The sequence below is a fragment of the Paenibacillus sp. FSL W8-0439 genome (assembly GCF_038008995.1).
Classification (GTDB): Bacteria; Bacillota; Bacilli; order Paenibacillales; family Paenibacillaceae; genus Paenibacillus; species Paenibacillus polymyxa.
Map to the genome: position 1 here is coordinate 1,632,810 of NZ_JBBPAK010000001.1, position 19,982 is coordinate 1,652,791.

The following is a 19,982-nucleotide window of genomic DNA, read 5'->3' on the forward strand; positions in this document are numbered from 1 at the left end:
CATTCAGAGGCGAAGTCTCTTGGACTACCCGCTCATTATGAAGGGTCCAATTAAAAGGAGGAAATTAACCATGGCAGTTACAACGTACTACGAAAAAGATGCAGAACTTAGCGTATTGAAAGGAAAAACAGTGGCCGTTATCGGTTACGGTAGCCAAGGACATGCTCAAGCACAAAACTTGCGTGACAGTGGTGTAAATGTTGTTATTGGTTTGCGTGAAGGCAAATCAGCTGATGTCGCAAGAAACGACGGTTTTGAAGTTCTGAACGTAGCTGATGCAACAAGCCGTGCAGATGTGGTTCAGATTTTGTTGCCTGATGAAACTCAAGCTTCTGTCTACAAAAATGAAATCGAACCTAACCTGAAAAAAGGCGCAGCACTTTTGTTCTCCCATGGTTTCAATGTTCATTTTGGACAAATCGTAGCTCCTAAAGATAGCGATGTATTGCTGGTTGCTCCAAAATCCCCAGGACATATGGTACGTCGTACCTATGTAGAAGGGTTTGGTGTACCGGGGTTGATCGCAATTGAGCAGGACGCAACAGGTCAAGCCAAGGAGATCGGTCTTGCATACGCAAAAGGCATTGGCTGTACACGTGCGGGCGTAATTGAAACCTCCTTCCGTGAAGAAACGGAGACGGACCTGTTCGGTGAGCAGGCGGTATTGTGTGGCGGTGTGAGCGCACTCGTAAAAGCGGGCTTTGAAACATTGACTGAGGCAGGTTATGCTCCTGAGATGGCATACTTCGAATGCTTGCATGAGCTTAAGCTGATCGTTGACCTGATGTATGAAGGTGGATTGGCAACAATGCGTGATTCCATCAGTAATACAGCAGAATATGGCGATTATGTAACTGGACCACGTGTGGTAACAGAAGATACGAAGAAAGCTATGAAGGATGTATTGACTGACATTCAACAAGGTAAATTTGCTCGTGACTTCATCCTTGAAAATCAATCTGGACGTGCATTCCTGACGGCTACTCGTCGCAATGAAGCTAACCATCCGATTGAAGTAGTGGGCGGACAATTGCGTGAAATGATGCATTGGATCAAAAAGTAATAACCTTTTGTACTATAAGCTCGACAACATGAATTATTTATAAATATTAATTACAATGCGGCCCTGCTTATTGCGTGAGCCGCATTGTAATTTAAGGGTCCAAATCCTGAGGAGGTGCGTTAGGTTGCGCAAAATATATATATTTGACACAACGTTGAGAGACGGAGAACAGTCACCTGGCGTGAACTTGAATACTCGTGAGAAAGTAGAGATCGCTCATCAGTTGGAGAAGCTGGGAATCGATCGTATGGAGGCTGGGTTCCCAGCTGCTTCTCCGGGTGATCTCGCGGCTGTTAATGCAGTAGCAAAAGCTGTAAAAAATTCGACTGTTATTGGCCTTTCGCGTGCAAGGGAACAGGATATTGATGCGGTTCGCGAGGCACTTAAGGGAGCACAGGACCCGTGTATCCATATCTTTTTGGCAACCTCTCCAATTCATCGTCAGCATAAGCTGCGGATGGAGAAGGCACAGGTATTGGAAACGGCCCGTGCAGCCATTCGTTATGGATTGAAGTATTTGCCAAAAGTGGAGTTTTCATTGGAGGATGCAGGGCGAACGGAGCTTGATTTTGTAGTTGAAATGGTCACCATGGCTGTAAATGAAGGGGCTTCTGTCGTCAATATTCCAGATACGGTAGGTTACCTAACACCATACGAATATGGAAATATATTCAAACATATCAAGCAAAATGTGGTTGATGTGGAGAAGATTCAATTGAGTGCACATTGCCACAATGACTTGGGAATGGCTACTGCTAATACGCTTGCTGCCATCCTGAACGGTGCAGATCAGATTGAGGGAACGATTAACGGTATCGGTGAACGTGCTGGAAACACGGCCATTGAGGAAATCGCCATGGCACTGGAGACGAGACAGGAATTTTTCCAGGCCAAAACGTCTCTGCAACTGTCTGAAATTGCACGTACGAGCCGTTTGGTTAGCCGTTTGACGGGGATGGTAGTGCCGGGCAACAAGGCGATCGTGGGTGCTAACGCTTTTGCGCACGAATCAGGTATTCACCAAGACGGCATGCTGAAGGAAAAGACGACCTATGAAATTATGACACCGGAAAGTATCGGTCTGAAAGAAAGCAAGCTAGTACTGGGCAAACATTCAGGGCGTCATGCTTTCCGTGAGCGTTTGGTCGAATTGGGCTACGAATTGAACGAAGAAGAACTGAATCGCGCTTTTGGTCAGTTTAAGGATTTGGCTGATAAGAAGAAGGAAGTATCGGATGATGATATCTTGGCATTGCTGGAAGAAAAATTGGCCGATGCACCTGAAGTCTTCAAGCTGGAAACCATTTTCGTAACTTACGGGAACAAGGCTACGCCTTCCGCACAAGTGCGCCTGGTTAACGATGAAGGTCAGGTAATCGAGACAGAAGCTGAAGGAAATGGTTCAGTCGATGCGATCTATAATGCGATTGACCAAGCCAGCAGCGAGAGTGTTGTACTTTCTGATTACTCCATCAAATCTGTTACCCATGGCAAGGACGCTCTAGGTGAAGTACATGTGGTGCTGACTCAAAACGGAATATCTGTACAGGGACGCGGGGTAAGCACTGATATTTTGGAAGCAAGTGCACGAGCTTATGTGGATGCACTGAATGGTTTGATCGACAAGCGTAAAAATTACAGCAATCGCGTAGATTATAAATCCTAAGTTTATACATGCCTATGAAATGAATATAGACAGGATCGGGTGTTACCGGTCCTGTTTTCTTGTTCTCTGATGGAAAAATCAGCTTATAGGCTGAGCCTATTGAATTGATAGATTCTATATCTTGGTCAAAGCCCTGCTATTTATGTTACAAAGAAGGTATGAGAAATACGGCTGTATGGCTATATAACAAGAGGAGTGTACGTGATGGCAGACGTTAAAAAGATTGCAGTAATAGCGGGAGACGGAATCGGACCTGAAGTGGTCGCAGAGGCAGAGAAAATTTTGAAACGTACGGAAGAAGTGTTTGGCCACTCATTCGAAACAGAGCATGCGCTGTTCGGCGGGATTGCCATTGATAAGAAGGGGACTCCATTGCCGGAAGAAACACTGGCCGTATGTCAATCTGCAGATGCCGTGCTGTTGGGAGCGGTAGGAGGACCACAATGGGACAACAATCCTAAGGAGCTTCGTCCTGAAACCGGATTGCTCGGTATTCGCAAAGAGCTTGGTCTGTTTTCAAATCTTCGTCCTGCTGTCGTTTTCGATTGTCTTAAGGACGCATCTACTTTGAAACCAGAGGTACTGGAAGGAACGGACTTAATCGTGGTGCGCGAACTGACGGGCGGCATTTATTTCGGTGAGAAGTACAGACGAGAGAGTGCTCAGGGTGAAGAAGCGGTCGATACTTGCGCATATAATGTAACAGAAGTAGAGCGTATTGTTCGTCAATCCTTCGAAATTGCACAAAAACGTCGCAAAAAACTCGCATCGGTGGATAAGGCTAATGTACTGGAAACTTCCCGTTTGTGGCGTGAAGTCGTTAACCGGGTCGCTGTAGATTACCCAGATGTCGAGCTTGAGCATGTATTGGTTGATAACTGTGCCATGCAACTGTTGCGTCGTCCATCTAGTTTTGACGTCATCGTAACGGAAAATATGTTTGGTGACATTCTTAGTGATGAAGCAGCTATGCTGACCGGGTCCATCGGTATGCTCTCCTCTGCATCACTGGGAGAAGGCAGCTTCGGTCTGTACGAGCCGGTGCACGGCTCGGCACCTGATATTGCAGGTCAAGGACTGGCGAATCCTATTGCAACAATTTTGTCCGTTGCTTTGATGTTCCGCCTCACCTTCGGGTACGAGAAAGCAGCTGACGCTATTGAGAAGGCGGTAGCTGAGGTACTGGATGCAGGACACCGTACGGCAGATATCGCGGTGGATAAATTACAAGCGATCTCGACTACCCAAATGGGCGATTTAATTGCAGCAGCTATTCGCTAAAGGCTCCGAAAACGCACCCGTTCTGAAAAAAAGCTTCCTATTATATAGGGCGGTTATACAGTATAACTTTACAGCAAATAATTAACATCGTAGCTCCTGAGCAATCAGGAGCTATTTGTGTATCAGAAAACTCCAAATGTGAATAAATCGTGAATTTTTAAGCTAGTTTAAAATAATTATAAAAAAGTAATGGTTATAATATTGACTTTGATTTCAGCGAATGATAACATTTATCAAGTAGGTTGTTTATTACAATACAGATGATTGAGGAAAGCACAATTGGTGTTTTTCTTACATATTTTAAAGGAGGATTTCACATTATGGCAGAAAGATTGGTAGGAAGACCCGCACCTGATTTTGCATTGGAAACAGTATCTGGAGACGGTCAAGAATTTGGCTCGGTGAAACTTTCCGATTACCGTGGCAAGTGGCTCGTATTTTTCTTCTATCCACTGGATTTCACGTTTGTATGCCCAACAGAAATTACAGCATTGAGCGATGCTGCTGACCAATTCAAAGAGCTTGATACTGAAATTTTGGGTATCAGTGTAGACTCCGTGCACAGCCACAAAGCATGGATCAACACAGCTAAAGAAAACAACGGTCTGGGCAAACTGAACTTCCCATTGGCTTCCGACATCACGAAAAAAACAGCAAGCGACTATGGCGTTCTGATCGAAGAAGAAGGCGTTGCATTGCGCGGCTTGTTCATCATTGATCCAGAAGGCGAACTGAAATATCAAGTGGTTAACCACAACGATGTAGGCCGCAGTGTAGAAGAAACATTGCGTGTACTGCAAGCTTTGCAATCCGGTGGCTTGTGCCCAATGAACTGGAAACCAGGCGATAAAAATCTGTAATATTAGCTTTACAAGTTGAACTTAAACAAGCAAGCCCCCAACAAGCGGTTACTTTACCGTTGTTGGGGGCTTGCTTGCCTGCACTATGCAGCCGAAGATATAGGAATAGCCTGTCTGATTCATGTAATACAGAGTGAAGTAACAAATAATTATGGAAATGTTGTTGTGTTCTGGAGGAATTTTGCCTGATGAAAGCGAATAAGGTATTGTAGAAGATAAACAAGGCAGAACAGGTTTTGTTCAGAGGAGGCTGAGCCCGGATGAGTTATTGCTGTGGAGCAAGCATGGTAGGAACCAAGGGAACGCTGAAGCATTACCGCACCCAAGTCCATAATGTTCCTTTGCTGTTTTGCCCGGTATGTCGTCGCATTGAAGTTCATTATAAAGTCGAAAATGAGTATGAAATTTTGGCTGAGTATGCACATGGAGATGGGGCATCCGAGATTGATTTTCAGGATTATGTCATGGAAGACGATGATACGATATTTGAAAATTGTGTAAATCGTGAGAGTGAAGATGCAGTTGAAATTGTGAAGCGCCAAATTGACATGTCGCTGGATTTATTGACGGTAGCCAAACAAATGAACGATGAGAAATGGCAGGGAGAGCTTAAGAGAAGACTGGCTGTTATGAGTCAAAGACGATCCCGGCTTCAACATAATAAGAGCGGCAGTTGACATCCTACACACCAAAGAAGCTCTCAAATCTGGAGAGCTTCTTTGGTGTGTAGGGCGCTTATTTTTAACTTATTTTTTTATTTTGGTAATGTTGCGCAGATATTATGACGAAAGAAAATAAGATAAAAATGTGGATTCGACACTTTTTCCGATTGACTGTGATCCTTAATCTTGTCTATCATAAAATAAGACTCGAATCAAAAAAAATGGTCGGAGTTGATTGAAACTGTTTTCTACACCATTTGAAGGGTAATCGATAGATACCTTTCTCTTCTTCAAGAATATTACACGTCCGATACGGCCAGTTTATCATTCCGATACAAGGGGGAAGCCTGGCATGATCAGTGAATTCCAAGAAGCCTTGCTTGATACCGTGGGAGCTTGCCCTTCCACACAGATCGCCAATAATAAGTATGAAAATGTACTGGAGAACCTGGATAGTGGTATCATGCTGTTTGACAGTGACGGGGTACTGACCTTTATTAACGTGCAAATGGCGAGATTACTGGAGCTACCACGTAGTTCGCTCGCGGGTCGCAACCTGATGCAAATTTTGCATCATCCTGAGTTAAGTCGGTTTAAGAAGAAGAAAATTATGCGGATTTATAAAGAAACTATCTTTCATAGAAAGCGCTATCATGAGTTGATTGATGAGTATGGTCGGCATTGGTTGATAACAGTGACCTACGGTGATCAGATGGATGGCGATTTTTTGTTTAGTGTAAAGGATGTGTCGGATTATAAGCAGATTGAGCAAACGGCGTATCAAAACGACAAGCTGGCGATGCTGGGACGTATTTCGGCCTCTATCGCCCATGAAATCCGTAACCCGCTTACTGCAATCCGGGGTTTTATTCAATTGCTTCGGCCGCACTTGGTGGAGTTGGGCAGGGATGAGTATGCCCGTATTATTTTAACCGAGATTGATCGTGCGAACGACATTATTTATGAGTTTTTAAATTCGTCCAAGCCCTCTGCTCCACAAAAAACGGCTGTATCTGTGATGGGACTGTTGAAAGAAGTAGTGATGCTGACAGAAAGCGAGGCGTTGATGAAGGGCTGCCAGATCGTACTGGATGAAAATGATGAGCTCATGAAGGTTTCCATTGACGTGAAGCAGATTAAGCAGGTTATCCTCAATATGATTAAAAATGCGATGGATGCCATTGAAAGCATCAGCGGGGAACGAGAGGGATGCATTGATATCCATACCGTGCTTGAGGGCTCTTATGTGCACATTTGCATTGAGGATAACGGCTTAGGTATGGATCACAATACATTGGCGCGTTTATTCGATCCTTTTTTTACAACAAAAGAAAGTGGAACCGGCTTGGGATTGGCTGTGAGCTATCGTATTATCAAAAACCACGGAGGCTTCATTCATGTAGACAGTAAACATGGAAGCGGTACACAATTTAAAATCACACTTCCTGTAGTCTAATATGATGAGATTTTCGCAGAGGGGTCCTGTACATACTATTTCTGTTGTGGTGTGCAGCGTTGGGGTATAGGTATCACCTATTTGAAAAATGTCATCTGAAGCGCATGATCTGAAAAGATGATGCGCTTTTTTGGTACTGTAAGCATGTGCATTTGCATAAATGCGAAAATAAATTCATGAATATAGAACAAAAAAATGATTCACCTTTCACAGATTAAATGCTATTATATACCAGAATACAACATTTTTTTTGATACTATAGACTTAAACAACGGCTTCCAAAGCTGTCAAACGTCTTAGATGATCGGAATCTCCGATATGCAGGGGGCTGAAGAGGCTGAATGAATATACGGCTGGAAGTAAAAAAAACGATAGGCATTGGAATTGCCGCCATAGTTTTATTTGTCTTAGTGCAATTATTTCACGTAACTTTGAATAAAATATACTCCTATAATGTATTTTTCTTGGTATATCCGATTATAGGATTTGCCTGTGCGGCGATTTGTTTTTCTATTTTTTATCAATCCTGGTCCGTTTTGCTGGAACAGTTAACCTGGCAGAGACTTCTTATTGCCCCAACGTTTTTGGTGGCTGGTCTGCTTTATCTTGTTCATATCGTTTCGTTTAGTTTCGTAAGCCTGACGGACTTTGCTTTGTCTCCGGGCATTTCGTTGTGGCTGCTGTTTGTAAATCGTGCCTTTACCTCGGTCATGCTCTTATTCGTTTGTTCCCTTCCATTTAGAAAGACGAAGTCAGAATACAAGACAGTGGCTTTGTGGGCAGGGATAGGCTGCACGTTGCTGATTCTAGGAGTTATTAAGGCATATGATGCAGGCTTACCGGATCTACGTATACGGTACGAATTAGGTAACCTGGGCTGGACGTTGAATCTGGTTGTCATGTTACTGCTGGTACTCACATTTATTTTTGGAGTACGAAAATATCGGAAAGTTCGCCCCGCGGAATTGGGCATGTTGCTTATGGTTCGTGGGATTGGGCTGTGTGTTGTGAGCCAGTTGTTCTATTTATTTGCTGAGCAAATGAGTGATATCAATCATCTTATAGGACTTTTGACTAACGTGATTGCGTTTTATAATTTGTTGAGCGGTCTGGTCCGGCTTATGGTTCTGGTTCCTTATCGGGAAAAACAGGCGGCAGAATCTGAATTTAATCATATTGCTTATAACGATGATATAACAGGCCTCCCCAATCGGCGACGTCTTTCCCAGCGCCTGGATAAAATATTGCGCCATTCATTGAAATCTGATGAGACAGTAGCGCTTTTAGTGCTAAATATTGATCGTTTCAAAGCGATTAATGATTCGCTTGGGCATACGGCAGGCAATTATTTGCTGTATGCGGTAGGCGAACGCTTGGGGCATTTTTGCCGCGAAGGTGAAGCGGTCTTTAGCATGGGTGGAGATGAATTTGCCTTTCTTCTAATGGGCTACGAAGATTCAGATGTCTTGAGAAATCGTATTGATGATATGGTGAAGCTGTTCGATCAGCCGTTTGATATTAATGGGGAGTCTTATCATGTGATGGTGAGCGTTGGCATAGCTTTGTACCCGTCGGATGCGAATCAGAGCGAACAACTTATTCAACAGGCGGATACTGCTGTACATAGTGCCAAGGAGCAAGGGGTGAATTTTCAGCGGTATGCTAGTGCGATGCAGATGCGAGCGCATGAAAGACTCCAGTTGGAGAATGATTTGCGGCGTGCGCTTGAAAATGAAGAATTTTCATTGGTGTATCAGCCACGCGTCCACCTGCAAAGTGGCGAGCTAACGAGTTTAGAAGCGCTGGTGCGTTGGAATCATCCTCATCGCGGGATGGTGATGCCGGGTGATTTTATTCCAGTAGCTGAAGAAAGTGGCCTGATCGTGCCCTTGGGGGAATGGGTGTTGCGTGAGGCATGTCTCCAAAATAAGCAGTGGCAGGAGCTGGGGTATCCATCGATTCCGATTTCGGTCAATTTATCCATGCGCCAATTCCAGCAAAAAAAGCTGGTTGATGTCATTCGGGGCATTTTGTCCGATACGGGACTGGAGGCACGCTATTTAGAGCTGGAGATTACCGAGAGTATGACTTTTGATAAGGACCGGGCCTTTGAACAGTTGAAAAAAATAAAAGCTATTGGTGTTGCAATCAGTATTGATGATTTTGGAACGGGTTATAGCTCATTGCATTATTTGAAAAATCTTCCGATTGATCGTCTGAAAATTGACCGGTCCTTTGTAAATGAGGTACTGGTTGACAGCAAAAATGCGGCCATTGTATCTACCATTGCCTCTATGGCTCACCATTTGAAGCTGAAGGTTACGGCTGAAGGGGTGGAGAATGAGGAGCAGCTTCAATTTTTGCAGGCGCAGGATTGTCATGAAGGTCAGGGGTATTATTTTAGCCGTCCCATTCCGGCAGAAGTTTTTGAAAAATTGTTTTTACGTAAACCTGTGAATTGGCTGGCTCAGGATGGCGTCTAGTAGGCTTGCATTTTACAAAAAGGTAAGTTATACTAAATACCATCCTGATTCAGTTAGTTGACAAAGTTTTGTGCATGTCATACATAAGAATCAAGATGTTATATAATGCGGGTGTAGTTCAATGGTAGAACTTCAGCCTTCCAAGCTGATAGCGTGGGTTCGATTCCCATCACCCGCTTACGATTTTTAAAATTTCGAAACCCTTGTGACTCAAGGGTTTTTATTTTGTTTGCAATAAGAATATATTTTAGCCGGGATACCAATGGGGGATCCCGGCTTTTTGCGTTCCTACGAACTATTTTCACGCTGATAAATAATACAATATTAAATATTTTTCTTATATGCTATAAATAAACAGATAAAAAGAACTATTTACCATTTTGCGAAAAAAGTATAGTCTCGTAATTGGAATTTAATATAAAAAAAGGATGGTGTAGCTGCGATGAGAAAAATCTCTTTTCTTTTAGCTTTAGCCTTTGTGTTTTTTACTTTTTCAGCAAGTGCTACGTTCGCTGCGACTGATTTCCCAAATACGTCGACGAATGGCATGATTGGTTTTGCTGGACAGGCTAAAAGCGAAACGGGAGCTTCAAAGCCTGCTACAACAGGGGGCAAAAATAGTCAGGTCATCTATATCAATAATCTAAACGAATTGAAAAATCAGCTAGGGGACTCAACACCTAAAATTCTGGTCATCGAAAAGAATATTTCTGCTTCTTCTAAAACCGTGATCAATATTGGTTCCAACAAATCGCTAATCGGCTCTTATGCGCAAAATAAGCTAATCAATATTCATTTGAAAACAACAGCTAACTCGGGAAATGTGATCTTTCAAAATTTAACTTTTGAGCACAGCGCCAGCATTAATGGTAACGATGATATCCAGCTATATCTTACTGCGGGCACAAATTATTGGATTGATCATGTTACTTTTGCAGGTCATAATTATAATGCAAATGGCTCGGATCTGGACAAGCTTTTGTACATAGGGCAATCGGCTGATTATGTAACCATTAGCAACTCCAAATTTGCTAATCATAAATATGGCCTTATTCTGGGTTATCCAGATGACAGCAATAAAAATTATGATGGCATGCCGCATATTACAATTGCTAATAATTATTTTGAAAACTTACTTGTACGCGGTCCAGGTCTGATGAGATATGGATATTTTCATGTGAAAAATAATTATATTAATAATTTTCAGTTGGCTTACACAATAGCAACCAATGCACGAATTTATTCCGAAAATAATTATTTTGGAAAAGGTAGTGAAAAGGGCGGTATTCTGGATGATAAAGCCAATGGTGAATTTAAAGATGTAGGTAGTTTTCCAGCCATCACCAACCAAAAATCGCCTGTGACCCGATGGAATCCGAGCAAGAACTACAGTTATCAAGTTCAAACCCCTGAATATACTAAAGAATTTGTAACTAAGTATGCAGGTTCGTCCAATACAACGTTGGTATTTGGAAAATAAAACTGGTATTGCAAAAATACTGAGATCTGCTATACTGACTGCAAGTAAGTATCCCATAAAAAGGAAGGTAACCATACGTCCGATGAAGTAAGCACACTGATTTTCCCACTCAACTGCACGTTACTGGCAGGCGGCTGCAAGCTGCAACGGGAGAAGTGTGTCTGAAATGAAAGTAGGGACGTATGCGTATATTTCCGAAACGGGATTTGTTTTTTTCGTTCGCGGTGTTATTTTTCATATGCATAAGTTCTGAAATAATTCATAGCAGTCATTCTATTTTCCTGTATGCAAGCCGCAGCCTTCTGCGGCTTTTTTTATTGCTTCCGGTGTAAAAACCGGGCTGGGAAAGGATGATCGTGGTATGAAAACCATTTTGCGAGTTCGCAATGTAGTCAAGGAATGGAACGGGACATCTATATTTGAGAATGTGTCGATGGATGTGACGGAAGGAGAACGGCTCGCGTTGTTTGGGAGAAATGGAGCCGGTAAAACAACGTTATTACGAATATTGCTGGGAGATGAAGCGCCAACCTCCGGTCAAGTAGAACATGATTTGCCCATGGAAGAGCGAGGCTGGCTGAAGCAGCAGGATACAGTGGATAGGTCTCGAACCGCACTGGAGGCCGCACAGCAGGCCAGCCCTCGGCATTGGCGTCTCAAGCAAACGCTGGGAGAGCTGGAAGCTGACCTAGCCAATGCTGGTAAGGATATGGAGCAGCAACTGGAGCGTTACGGCGAGCTGATGGATGAATACGAACGCCTGCAAGGCTTTGCTTGGGAGTCTGAGGTGGAAAAGGCGCTCACCCGAATGGGAATGCCTGCACAGACGTGGTCCATTGCTTATGGTGATCTGAGTGGCGGACAGAAGACGAGAGTACGACTGGCTGGCCTGATGGTCAGGCAGCCCAAGCTGCTGGTACTGGATGAGCCAACCAACCATTTGGATGCCGAAAGTATGCTCTGGCTGGAGCAGTGGCTGTCCTCGTATCCTGGAACACTGCTGTTTGTATCGCATGACAGAGCCTTTTTGGATCAGGTGGCTACGAGTATAGTTGAGCTTACATCCACAGGTATTGAGCGCTATAAAGGTGGTTATAAGGAATATAAAGCGCAGAAGGAGCGGGAACTGCGAGAGCAGGAGGCGAGCTATCGGAAGCAGGAACTGGCCAGACAGGCGCTGGAGGAAACGATTCGAAATTACAGGGAATGGTTTCATCAGGCGCATCGCAGCGCATCCAAGGTTGAAATGGCCATTACGCAGAGCTTTTACAAGGCCAAGGCTAAAAAAAATATTTCCCGTTATCATGCAAAGGAGAAGGAATTGGAGCGACTGGAAGCTAACAGGGTAGAGCAACCACGTGAAGCTCCGTCTTTGCACATGAAATTAAATGACAGCGGGTTTCAGGCTAAATATTTGCTGCGTACTGAGCAGGTTGACTTTAGCTACGACGACCATGTCATCGTGAAAAATCTAAATCTGAACGTTGCACGTGGGGATCGTTTGGCTGTTCGGGGGCCCAATGGAATTGGTAAAACCACGCTGCTTCGGTTATTAACAGGTCAGCTTGAACCGAAGACGGGAAAAATCACAGCCAACCCACAGTTGAATATCGGGTATTTTTCACAGGAGTTGGAGCAGCTTCCAGAGGATCAGACATTGCTCGACAGTCTGCTTGCACTCCCAACCATGACCCAAACAGAAGCGAGAACAGTGCTGGGCTGTTTTTTATTTGCCAAAGAGGATGTATTCAAAAGGATCGGAACGCTCAGTATGGGAGAAAAATGCAGGGTAGCTTTTCTGCGTCTGTACTTTAGTGGAGCCAATCTGCTGGTGCTGGATGAACCGACGAATTACTTTGACATTGAAACCCGTGAAATTGTAGAGGACTCTTTACGCCGATATGATGGGGCACTGGTACTCGTCTCGCATGACCGGGAGCTGGTGCGTTGTACGTCAACTCGATTACTCGATATGCAGCCGGGGGGCGGATATGAAATCTACGAGGGGACGGCCGACGAAAAACAAGAAGATGAACGGAGAAGCATCCGAGAGCCCAAGGATCAGGGAGAGCGGGAGGAACGTCTACGATTACAGCTGCGTCTTACCGAACTGATGGGAATGACGGGGACGAGTGAAGCAAATGAGGAGCTCTTGAGCGATATCAGGCGCATTCGTGACAAGCTGGATCAGTTGAATGATCCCGATATCTGAAGGAATGAAATATAGGCGCTGCTTGCCAAAGTGCAGTAGTTTGCATATAATAATGAACAATAGTTCGTATTTAGAAAATGTCTTGATGGAGAAGAGTAGGCAGTGTCCGATTGAACAGGGAGGAAGCGCCGTAGGATTGAGAGCGTTTCTGCAAATATTGGGCTGTTGAAGTTCGCTCCGGAGCAGTTCCTTGAACCTCAAGCGTCATGTAAATGGCGGTTGTGCAAGTAGGGGATACCGGTTCACGACCGTTACAACGTGCAGAGCGAGATGATGATGCATAGCATGAATGAACCCCCGTACTGATTGCCACAAGGCAACGCATCGGGTAGCTGAACTTCATTGTCTAACGAGGGTGGTACCACGGTCTTTTCGTCCCTTTTCGGGAGAAAAGACCTTTTTTTGTTGTCTGAAAAGCTGGATATGAAGAAAGGGGACTGAACAGGCGATGAGCGAAACCATCCAAATGAAGGAACATTTGCTGGCCTTGAAGGAAGAAGCACTGGAAGTATTGGAGAAGGTGGAAACACCCAAGGAGCTGGCTGATCTACGAGTTAAATATTCGGGTAAAAAGGGTGCACTGACCGAAATTTTGCGCGGTATGGGCAAGCTGAGTGCGGAAGAGCGTCCAGTTGTTGGCCAGGTAGCCAATGAGGTGCGTGAGGCGATTGAAGAGGTCGTTAACCGTAAGCAGGACGAGTTCACGAAAGCAGAAACGAATGAGCGCCTGCAAGCAGAAAAAATCGACGTTACGTTGCCTGGACGCGCAATGCCGCAAGGCGGGCTCCACCCACTTAACAAAGTGATCGAGCAAATCGAGGATATTTTTACAGGTATGGGATATCGAGTGGCTGAGGGACCACAGGCAGAGACCGATTATTATAACTTCGAAGCATTGAATCTGCCTAAAAACCACCCGGCACGTGATATGCAGGATTCATTTTACCTGACCGAGGATCTGTTGATGCGTACTCATACGTCACCAGTTCAGATTCGCGCGATGGAGGCGATGAAGGGCGAAACGCCTATTAAGGTGATTTGTCCGGGTACGGTATTCCGACGTGATGATGACGATGCAACGCATTCCTTCCAATTCCACCAAATTGAAGGCCTTGTGATTGGAAAAGACATTCGTATGAGTGATTTGAAAGGAACCTTGCTGCAATTTGCACGCGAAATGTTCGGGGAATCGACCGAAATCCGCTTGCGCCCAAGCTTCTTTCCGTTCACCGAGCCAAGTGCTGAAGTAGACGTGACTTTTGTGAAGAAAAACGGCGAGCGCGTGTGGATTGAAATTTTGGGCTGTGGTATGGTGCATCCGAAAGTGCTGGAAATGGGTGGTTTTGATCCCGAGGTGTACAGTGGCTTTGCATTCGGTATGGGTGTAGAACGGATAGCCATTTTGAAATACGGCATTGACGATATTCGCCATTTTTATAACAGCGATCTGTCGTTCTTGAAGCAGTTTGCGCGTCAATAAACAACTATATCAAGGGAAGTGAACCCATATGAAAGTATCATTCGAGTGGCTGTCCGAGTATGTATCACTGGATCAAGTGAGTGCGGAGGAGCTAGCAGAAAAAATCACCCGTTCGGGCATTGAAATTGATGAAGTTGAACATCGTAACCAAGGAATTACTGGCGTCGTTGTAGGCTATGTCAAAAGCAAGGAAAAGCACCCGGATGCGGATAAGCTGAATGTGTGTATTGTCGATGCGGGTCAGGGAGAAGACCTGCAAATTGTGTGTGGTGCCAAGAACGTGGATGCAGGTCAAAAGGTTCCTGTTGCAGTTGTAGGTGCCAAGCTACCAGGAGATTTTCATATTAAAAAGGCCAAGCTGCGTGGTGTTGTGTCCATGGGCATGATCTGCTCGGCCAAAGAACTGGGCATGAATGATAAGCTATTGCCAAAAGAATTGCAGGAAGGCATTTTGGTGCTGCCAGAGGATGCTGAAATTGGTACGCCAATTACGAAGCTGCTTGCCCTGGATGATCAGGTGCTGGATTTTGATTTGACACCCAACCGCTCGGATTGCCTGAGCATGCATGGAGCTGCATATGAAGTAAGTGCCATTCTAGGACGTGACATTTCGCTCGCTGACCCTGCTAAGGATCTGGTGGAAATTAGCGATGCTGCGGCAGATCACTTGTCCGTTAAGGTAGATACTCCTGAACTGTGCACACACTATGCAGCGCGTTATATCACAGGTGTTAAAGTGGGCCCTTCACCGTTATGGATTCAAAACCGTCTGATGGCGGCAGGTGTTCGTCCGATAAACAATATCGTAGATATTACGAACTACGTTATGCTGGAATATGGTCAGCCGTTGCATGCTTTTGATGCGGATAAGCTGGAAAATGGAAATATTGAGGTGCGACTTGCTCGTACAGGCGAAACTTTGATTACACTTGACAATCAGGAGCGTAAGCTGGAACCACATATGCTGTTGATCACAGACGGTGTAAAGCCGATTGCATTGGCAGGCGTGATGGGTGGAGCCAATTCTGAGGTTACGGATGCGACGGTTAGCATTGCGTTGGAATCTGCGAAGTTTGACGGCGGTACCGTTCGTAAAACATCCCGCCAACTGGGACTGCGTTCGGAAGCAAGTCTGCGTTTTGAAAAAGAGGTTGATCCAGGAGCTGTTATACCTGCTGTAAATCGTGCAGCTGCGCTGATTCAGCGTTATGCAGGGGGCACTGTACACCAGGGCATCGTAGAGTCTGCTTCTGCAAAAGCTAAAAACCACATTATCAAGCTGTCGCTAGATAAAATAAACCGATATTTGGGAACCGAACTGTCCCTGCTTGAGGTGAAGACGATTCTTGGTAGACTTCATTTTGGATGTGGCGATGCAGAACAAGGGGTGCTGGAAGTTGAAGTACCTACACGTCGTGGAGATATTACCATTGATGTGGACTTAATCGAAGAAGTGGCACGTCTGTATGGCTATGACAATATCCCAACCACGCCTATTGAGGGACCGACAACTCCAGGAGCTTTGACGGCATCGCAGTCCCTGCGTCGTTCCTTGCGCAGATTGCTGGCTCATGGTGGCTGGCAGGAAACGATCAGTTACTCTTTTGTGCATCCGCAAAGCACAGCTTTATTTAATGCTCTGACAGAAGGCAGCCATCCGGTACGTTTGGCTATGCCTATGAGCGAAGACCGTAGTGTATTGCGTACAAGCATCATTCCGCAAATGCTGGATACAGCGGTGTACAACATGAATCGGAAGCAAGATAATCTGGCGATTTTTGAGATGGGAACTGTATTTTATACAGAAGAGCAAACATTAACCCGCCAGCCGCAGGAAATTCAAGTGCTGAGTCTGCTGCTGACTGGAGTGCGCCGTGAAAAACAATGGAACATCGGAGCCGAAAAGGTTGACTTCTTTGATATTAAAGGTGCGCTTGAAACAGTGTTCGACTATTTTGGACTAAGTGCCAGCATTCGCTATGTGGCTGACCAGCCGCAAAGCTACCACCCAGGACGTTCCGCTTCGGTATGGCTGGATGTGAACGGAAACTCCCAACGGATCGGTACAGTTGGGCAGATTCATCCTGAACTGCAACATTCCTATGGGCTGAACGATACGTATGTAGCTGAAATCGCGTTGCAACAGCTCGTTGAGCACGCAAACTCCCATATTCAGTTCAGAGAGCTGGCTCGCTTCCCGTCCGTGGAACGTGACATTGCCCTCGTGGTGAATAAAGACGTTGAGGCAGGTGAACTGCTTCGTGTTATTCACGCTGCAGGCGGAGAACTGTTGCAGGATGCACGGGTGTTTGATGTATTTACAGGCAGCAAGCTTGGTGAAGACAAGAAGAGCGTGGCTATTTCCCTGACCTATCGTCATTGGGAGCATACGTTGACGGATGAAGAGATTAATGCGGCGCATTCTCCTGTCGTTACGTCTCTAGAACAAACTTTTGGAGCGGAATTGAGAAAGTAGCAGGAAATGCGGGAAGCCGTATCGAATCTTAGTGACAGAGGTTCGATACGGCTTTTTGGCCTATCATCATAGAAGCTCTCTACTCTGATATTCACCCGCTGCGGGGAAGCCGGACTAATAAGGTTGAACGCTTCACGGAAGGCGGGTTACCCTAGTACCGGACACACCTTAGAATCAACATACAGTAGTATTGAAGGAGGGCATAATTGTGACTACACCAGATCGTACTCGCGTCACTGTAGAGATCTACGGTACTTCTTATAAACTTGTCGGCAGTAATAGCGATTATATGAAGCAGGTTGCTAATTACGTAGATGAACGTATGCACAGCATTTCTCAAGCACATTCGCGTCTGGATATGCCCCGAATTGCCGTGCTGGCTGCGGTTCATATGGCTGAAGAAGCTGTACAAATTCAGGAGATTCAGAGCCATATGAACCGCTTGGCAGCGGAACGGGCGGAGCTCCGGGGAGATCTGGCCCAACTCCAGACGGCTCTAGGGGAACAACAGCAGAAAAATACAGATATGCACCAAGCCCTTGTTCAATTGAGGGAAGAAAAAGAAACGACGCAGAAGAAACTGGTGGAGACCGAATCTACATCAGCCAAGGAAATTGCCGAACTAAGGGCAAAGCTTGAACAGCAGGAGAAAAAAGCGGCTGAACTTGAAAATGCACAAAAACAAGCTAAGCGTGAATTGGAGGAATCTCGTCAAGAAGCTTCTCGTAAGCTGAAAGAGCAGCAAGAGGCTGCAAATGCGCGTGTCCGGCAGACAGAAGAGCAGTTGAAGAAGGAAATAGCCGAAGCGGCTAAACAGGCTGAAGCTAAGCTTTCCGCTGCGGAAAAGGCTCATCAGGAGCGAAAACGTATAGAGCTGGACAATTTGCGATCTACTTTGCAGCAAGAGCATAACCAGAAGATAAGCGAATGGCAGATCAAGTGCTCCGGGCTGAATGAGCAGTTGGAGCAGGAACGTAAACAGGCTGAATTGGCTCTAAATGAGGAAAAGCTTCAGTATGAGGAAGCGCAGAAACGTGCTGAAGAAGCTGCACTGGAGCAGGAGATTCGCATGGAGGAGCTTCAGAAGCAATTAGAACAAGTACAAGCAGGAAATGCAGAGCTTTCTTCTCGTCTGGAGAAGGCTCAAGAGCAAGCTGCAGCATTGGAGCAACAACAGTCCGAGCTGGAGGCTCAGCTGCAAGCACAGCAACAGGCGGCAACAGAGCGGGAGCAGGCAAACACGCTTGCGCGTGAAGAACTGCAAAGCAGATATGATCAGTTGGTGAATGAAGCCAAGGCTACGCAGCAGCAGGCGGCTAAGCTGGAGGAAGAGCAGCGCCGGATGCAGAAGCTGCTGGAGCAAGCTCATGTATCTTCTCGCAAGCTGCAAAGCGAGCTGGCTACGCTGGCTGAAAGTGAGAAGTCATGGAAGAAGCTTGCAGAAGAACGTCAGTTGGCAGCCGATGAGTTGGAGCTTTCCCTGCTGGAAGCGCGTGAACAGAAGGAAGCGACAGAGGAACAACTACAGCAGACTGTGGCTGAGGTTGAGGCTGCTAATGATAAATATGCTTCACAACAGCAACGGCTGGTTCAACTTGAAGCGAAAATCAAGGAGCTGTCGCCTGAGCTGATTCGTGTTCAGGACGAGCTTGAGAAAGCCCAAGTCCGAGAGCAAGAGAGTGCGAAGGCGTATCAATCGCTTCAGGAGCAATATGGAAGCATGAAGAGCCGAGCTGGACAGCTGGAGCAACATATTAAGCAACTCCAGCAGGAAAATCATGACCGGCAAAGTGAATTGGAACGTGCTGAGAAGGCCTCTGTGGAATGGCAGCTTAAATACGATCAGTTGAAGGCTGAAGCGGAACGTTTGGAAGCTGAAGATGCTGCCCGCAAGGAAGAATTTGCTTCTTGGGAACGGGAAATAGCGGTAACGATTGAACAAAAAGAACAGCTTCAGGAGGAGATTCGTTCCGCGGTTGAAGCTGCCAACACCGCAAAGGCAGAACAGCAGTCCATAGAGCAGGAACGCATGGCCTTGCAGTCTGAGTTAGATGAAGTAGGTCAAAAATATGAAATGGCGGCTCATCAGCTTCGTTTACTACAAGTACAACAGGACGTAGACCGAGAAAATGCAGAGAAGATTTCAACAGAATTACGTCAACTAAAGGAAGAATACACCAAGCTTCAAACCGAGTATAATGAATGGATTGAGCTTATCGAACAGGATCAGTAGATACGGATTATAAATGTAAGGCAATCCCCGGCTGCTCATGGCCGGGGATTGTTTGTTTATGGTATCGCTAAGAAGTATAAATGACCAAAAGCTGTCCTTTGGCAGATGAATCTGCTTCGGGACAGCTATGCTGGAAGTGTTTGCCGAAATTATTTCCCTTCCTTGCGCCCGGCTTCAAATGGTGTCGATACCGGAATGAACAGATCGATAATCCCGATAACCAATGCAGCGAGCAATGCGCCCATAATCGAAACACTAACATGGGCCACGACATATTGAGCGACCCAGATAACCAGAGCGCTCACTAGAAAACCAACGATACCGCGTCCAAATGGAGAAACGCGTCGACCAAATATCGCCTCGACGATATAGCCAATCAAGGCAATGACAATGGCAAGGATCAGCGCACTCCAAAAGCCGCCTACACTAAATCCGGGAACGATCCAGCTTACGACCATCAGAACCAGAGCGGCAACGATGAAACGTACAATGTGCCCAAGAATGCTCACGGAATAACCTCCTTTGTTTTTTTGAATTAACAGGGTTAGACAAAGGTTAGTGTGTGGCATGAAGAGCTTTCTTATGTGTAAAGAAGAGTTGGCAAATAGCGTAAGTTTGCTGCTTTCGGTA

13 protein-coding genes and 1 tRNA gene are annotated in these 19,982 nt (G+C 45.5%); 13 read left to right on the top strand and 1 reads right to left on the bottom strand.

Annotated features, from left to right (window positions below; genetic code table 11):
* The first annotated feature begins 70 nt into the window (after positions 1-70).
* The 13 genes from ilvC to MKX36_RS07100 all read left to right on the top strand — a co-directional run bounded on the left by ilvC (position 71) and on the right by MKX36_RS07100 (position 19,352).
* The gene (gene ilvC / locus MKX36_RS07040) at positions 71-1,063 is read left to right on the top strand and encodes a ketol-acid reductoisomerase (RefSeq protein WP_013309387.1); all 993 of its coding nucleotides are present in this window, start codon (positions 71-73) and stop codon (positions 1,061-1,063) included.
* 124 nt (positions 1,064-1,187) lie between these two features.
* Positions 1,188-2,729 carry a 2-isopropylmalate synthase gene (locus MKX36_RS07045; protein WP_025364392.1) on the top strand — a complete coding sequence of 514 codons (1,542 nt, stop codon included), beginning with the start codon at positions 1,188-1,190 and terminating at the stop codon, positions 2,727-2,729.
* Positions 2,730-2,933: 204 nt separating this feature from the next.
* Complete coding sequence (gene leuB, locus MKX36_RS07050) at positions 2,934-4,010, top strand: 3-isopropylmalate dehydrogenase (protein ID WP_277375801.1); 1,077 nt, start codon at positions 2,934-2,936, stop codon at positions 4,008-4,010.
* A gap of 320 nt (positions 4,011-4,330) precedes the next feature.
* Entirely contained in the window at positions 4,331-4,870 is a 540-nt protein-coding gene (locus MKX36_RS07055) for a peroxiredoxin (RefSeq protein ID WP_013370083.1), read from the top strand.
* 260 nt (positions 4,871-5,130) lie between these two features.
* Positions 5,131-5,547 (top strand): hypothetical protein, encoded by a 417-nt coding sequence (locus tag MKX36_RS07060; RefSeq protein WP_016820546.1) that lies wholly within the window; start codon positions 5,131-5,133, stop codon positions 5,545-5,547.
* 337 nt (positions 5,548-5,884) lie between these two features.
* Positions 5,885-6,988 carry an ATP-binding protein gene (locus MKX36_RS07065; protein ID WP_019686642.1) on the top strand — a complete coding sequence of 368 codons (1,104 nt, stop codon included), beginning with the start codon at positions 5,885-5,887 and terminating at the stop codon, positions 6,986-6,988.
* A gap of 341 nt (positions 6,989-7,329) precedes the next feature.
* A complete protein-coding gene (locus MKX36_RS07070; protein ID WP_257126814.1) occupies positions 7,330-9,471 on the top strand; it encodes a bifunctional diguanylate cyclase/phosphodiesterase in 2,142 nt (713 codons plus the stop codon).
* A gap of 107 nt (positions 9,472-9,578) precedes the next feature.
* A tRNA-Gly gene (locus tag MKX36_RS07075) sits at positions 9,579-9,649 on the top strand.
* A 264-nt stretch (positions 9,650-9,913) separates the two neighbouring features.
* Positions 9,914-10,951 carry a pectate lyase family protein gene (locus MKX36_RS07080; RefSeq protein WP_340864451.1) on the top strand — a complete coding sequence of 346 codons (1,038 nt, stop codon included), beginning with the start codon at positions 9,914-9,916 and terminating at the stop codon, positions 10,949-10,951.
* 361 nt (positions 10,952-11,312) lie between these two features.
* Positions 11,313-13,163: a ribosomal protection-like ABC-F family protein gene (gene abc-f / locus MKX36_RS07085; protein WP_257127084.1), complete on the top strand. Its 1,851-nt coding sequence runs from the start codon at positions 11,313-11,315 to the stop codon at positions 13,161-13,163.
* A gap of 448 nt (positions 13,164-13,611) precedes the next feature.
* The gene (pheS, locus tag MKX36_RS07090; RefSeq protein ID WP_016820540.1) at positions 13,612-14,643 is read left to right on the top strand and encodes a phenylalanine--tRNA ligase subunit alpha; all 1,032 of its coding nucleotides are present in this window, start codon (positions 13,612-13,614) and stop codon (positions 14,641-14,643) included.
* 28 nt (positions 14,644-14,671) lie between these two features.
* Positions 14,672-17,119 (top strand): phenylalanine--tRNA ligase subunit beta, encoded by a 2,448-nt coding sequence (pheT, locus tag MKX36_RS07095; protein ID WP_340864452.1) that lies wholly within the window; start codon positions 14,672-14,674, stop codon positions 17,117-17,119.
* A 208-nt stretch (positions 17,120-17,327) separates the two neighbouring features.
* On the top strand, positions 17,328-19,352 hold the full coding sequence (locus MKX36_RS07100) for a DNA repair protein (protein ID WP_340864453.1): 2,025 nt from the start codon (positions 17,328-17,330) through the stop codon (positions 19,350-19,352).
* Positions 19,353-19,501: 149 nt separating this feature from the next.
* Here the strand turns inward: MKX36_RS07100 and MKX36_RS07105 are convergent, their stop codons facing one another.
* Complete coding sequence (locus MKX36_RS07105; RefSeq protein WP_016820537.1) at positions 19,502-19,861, bottom strand: phage holin family protein; 360 nt, start codon at positions 19,859-19,861, stop codon at positions 19,502-19,504.
* Positions 19,862-19,982 lie beyond the last annotated feature (121 nt).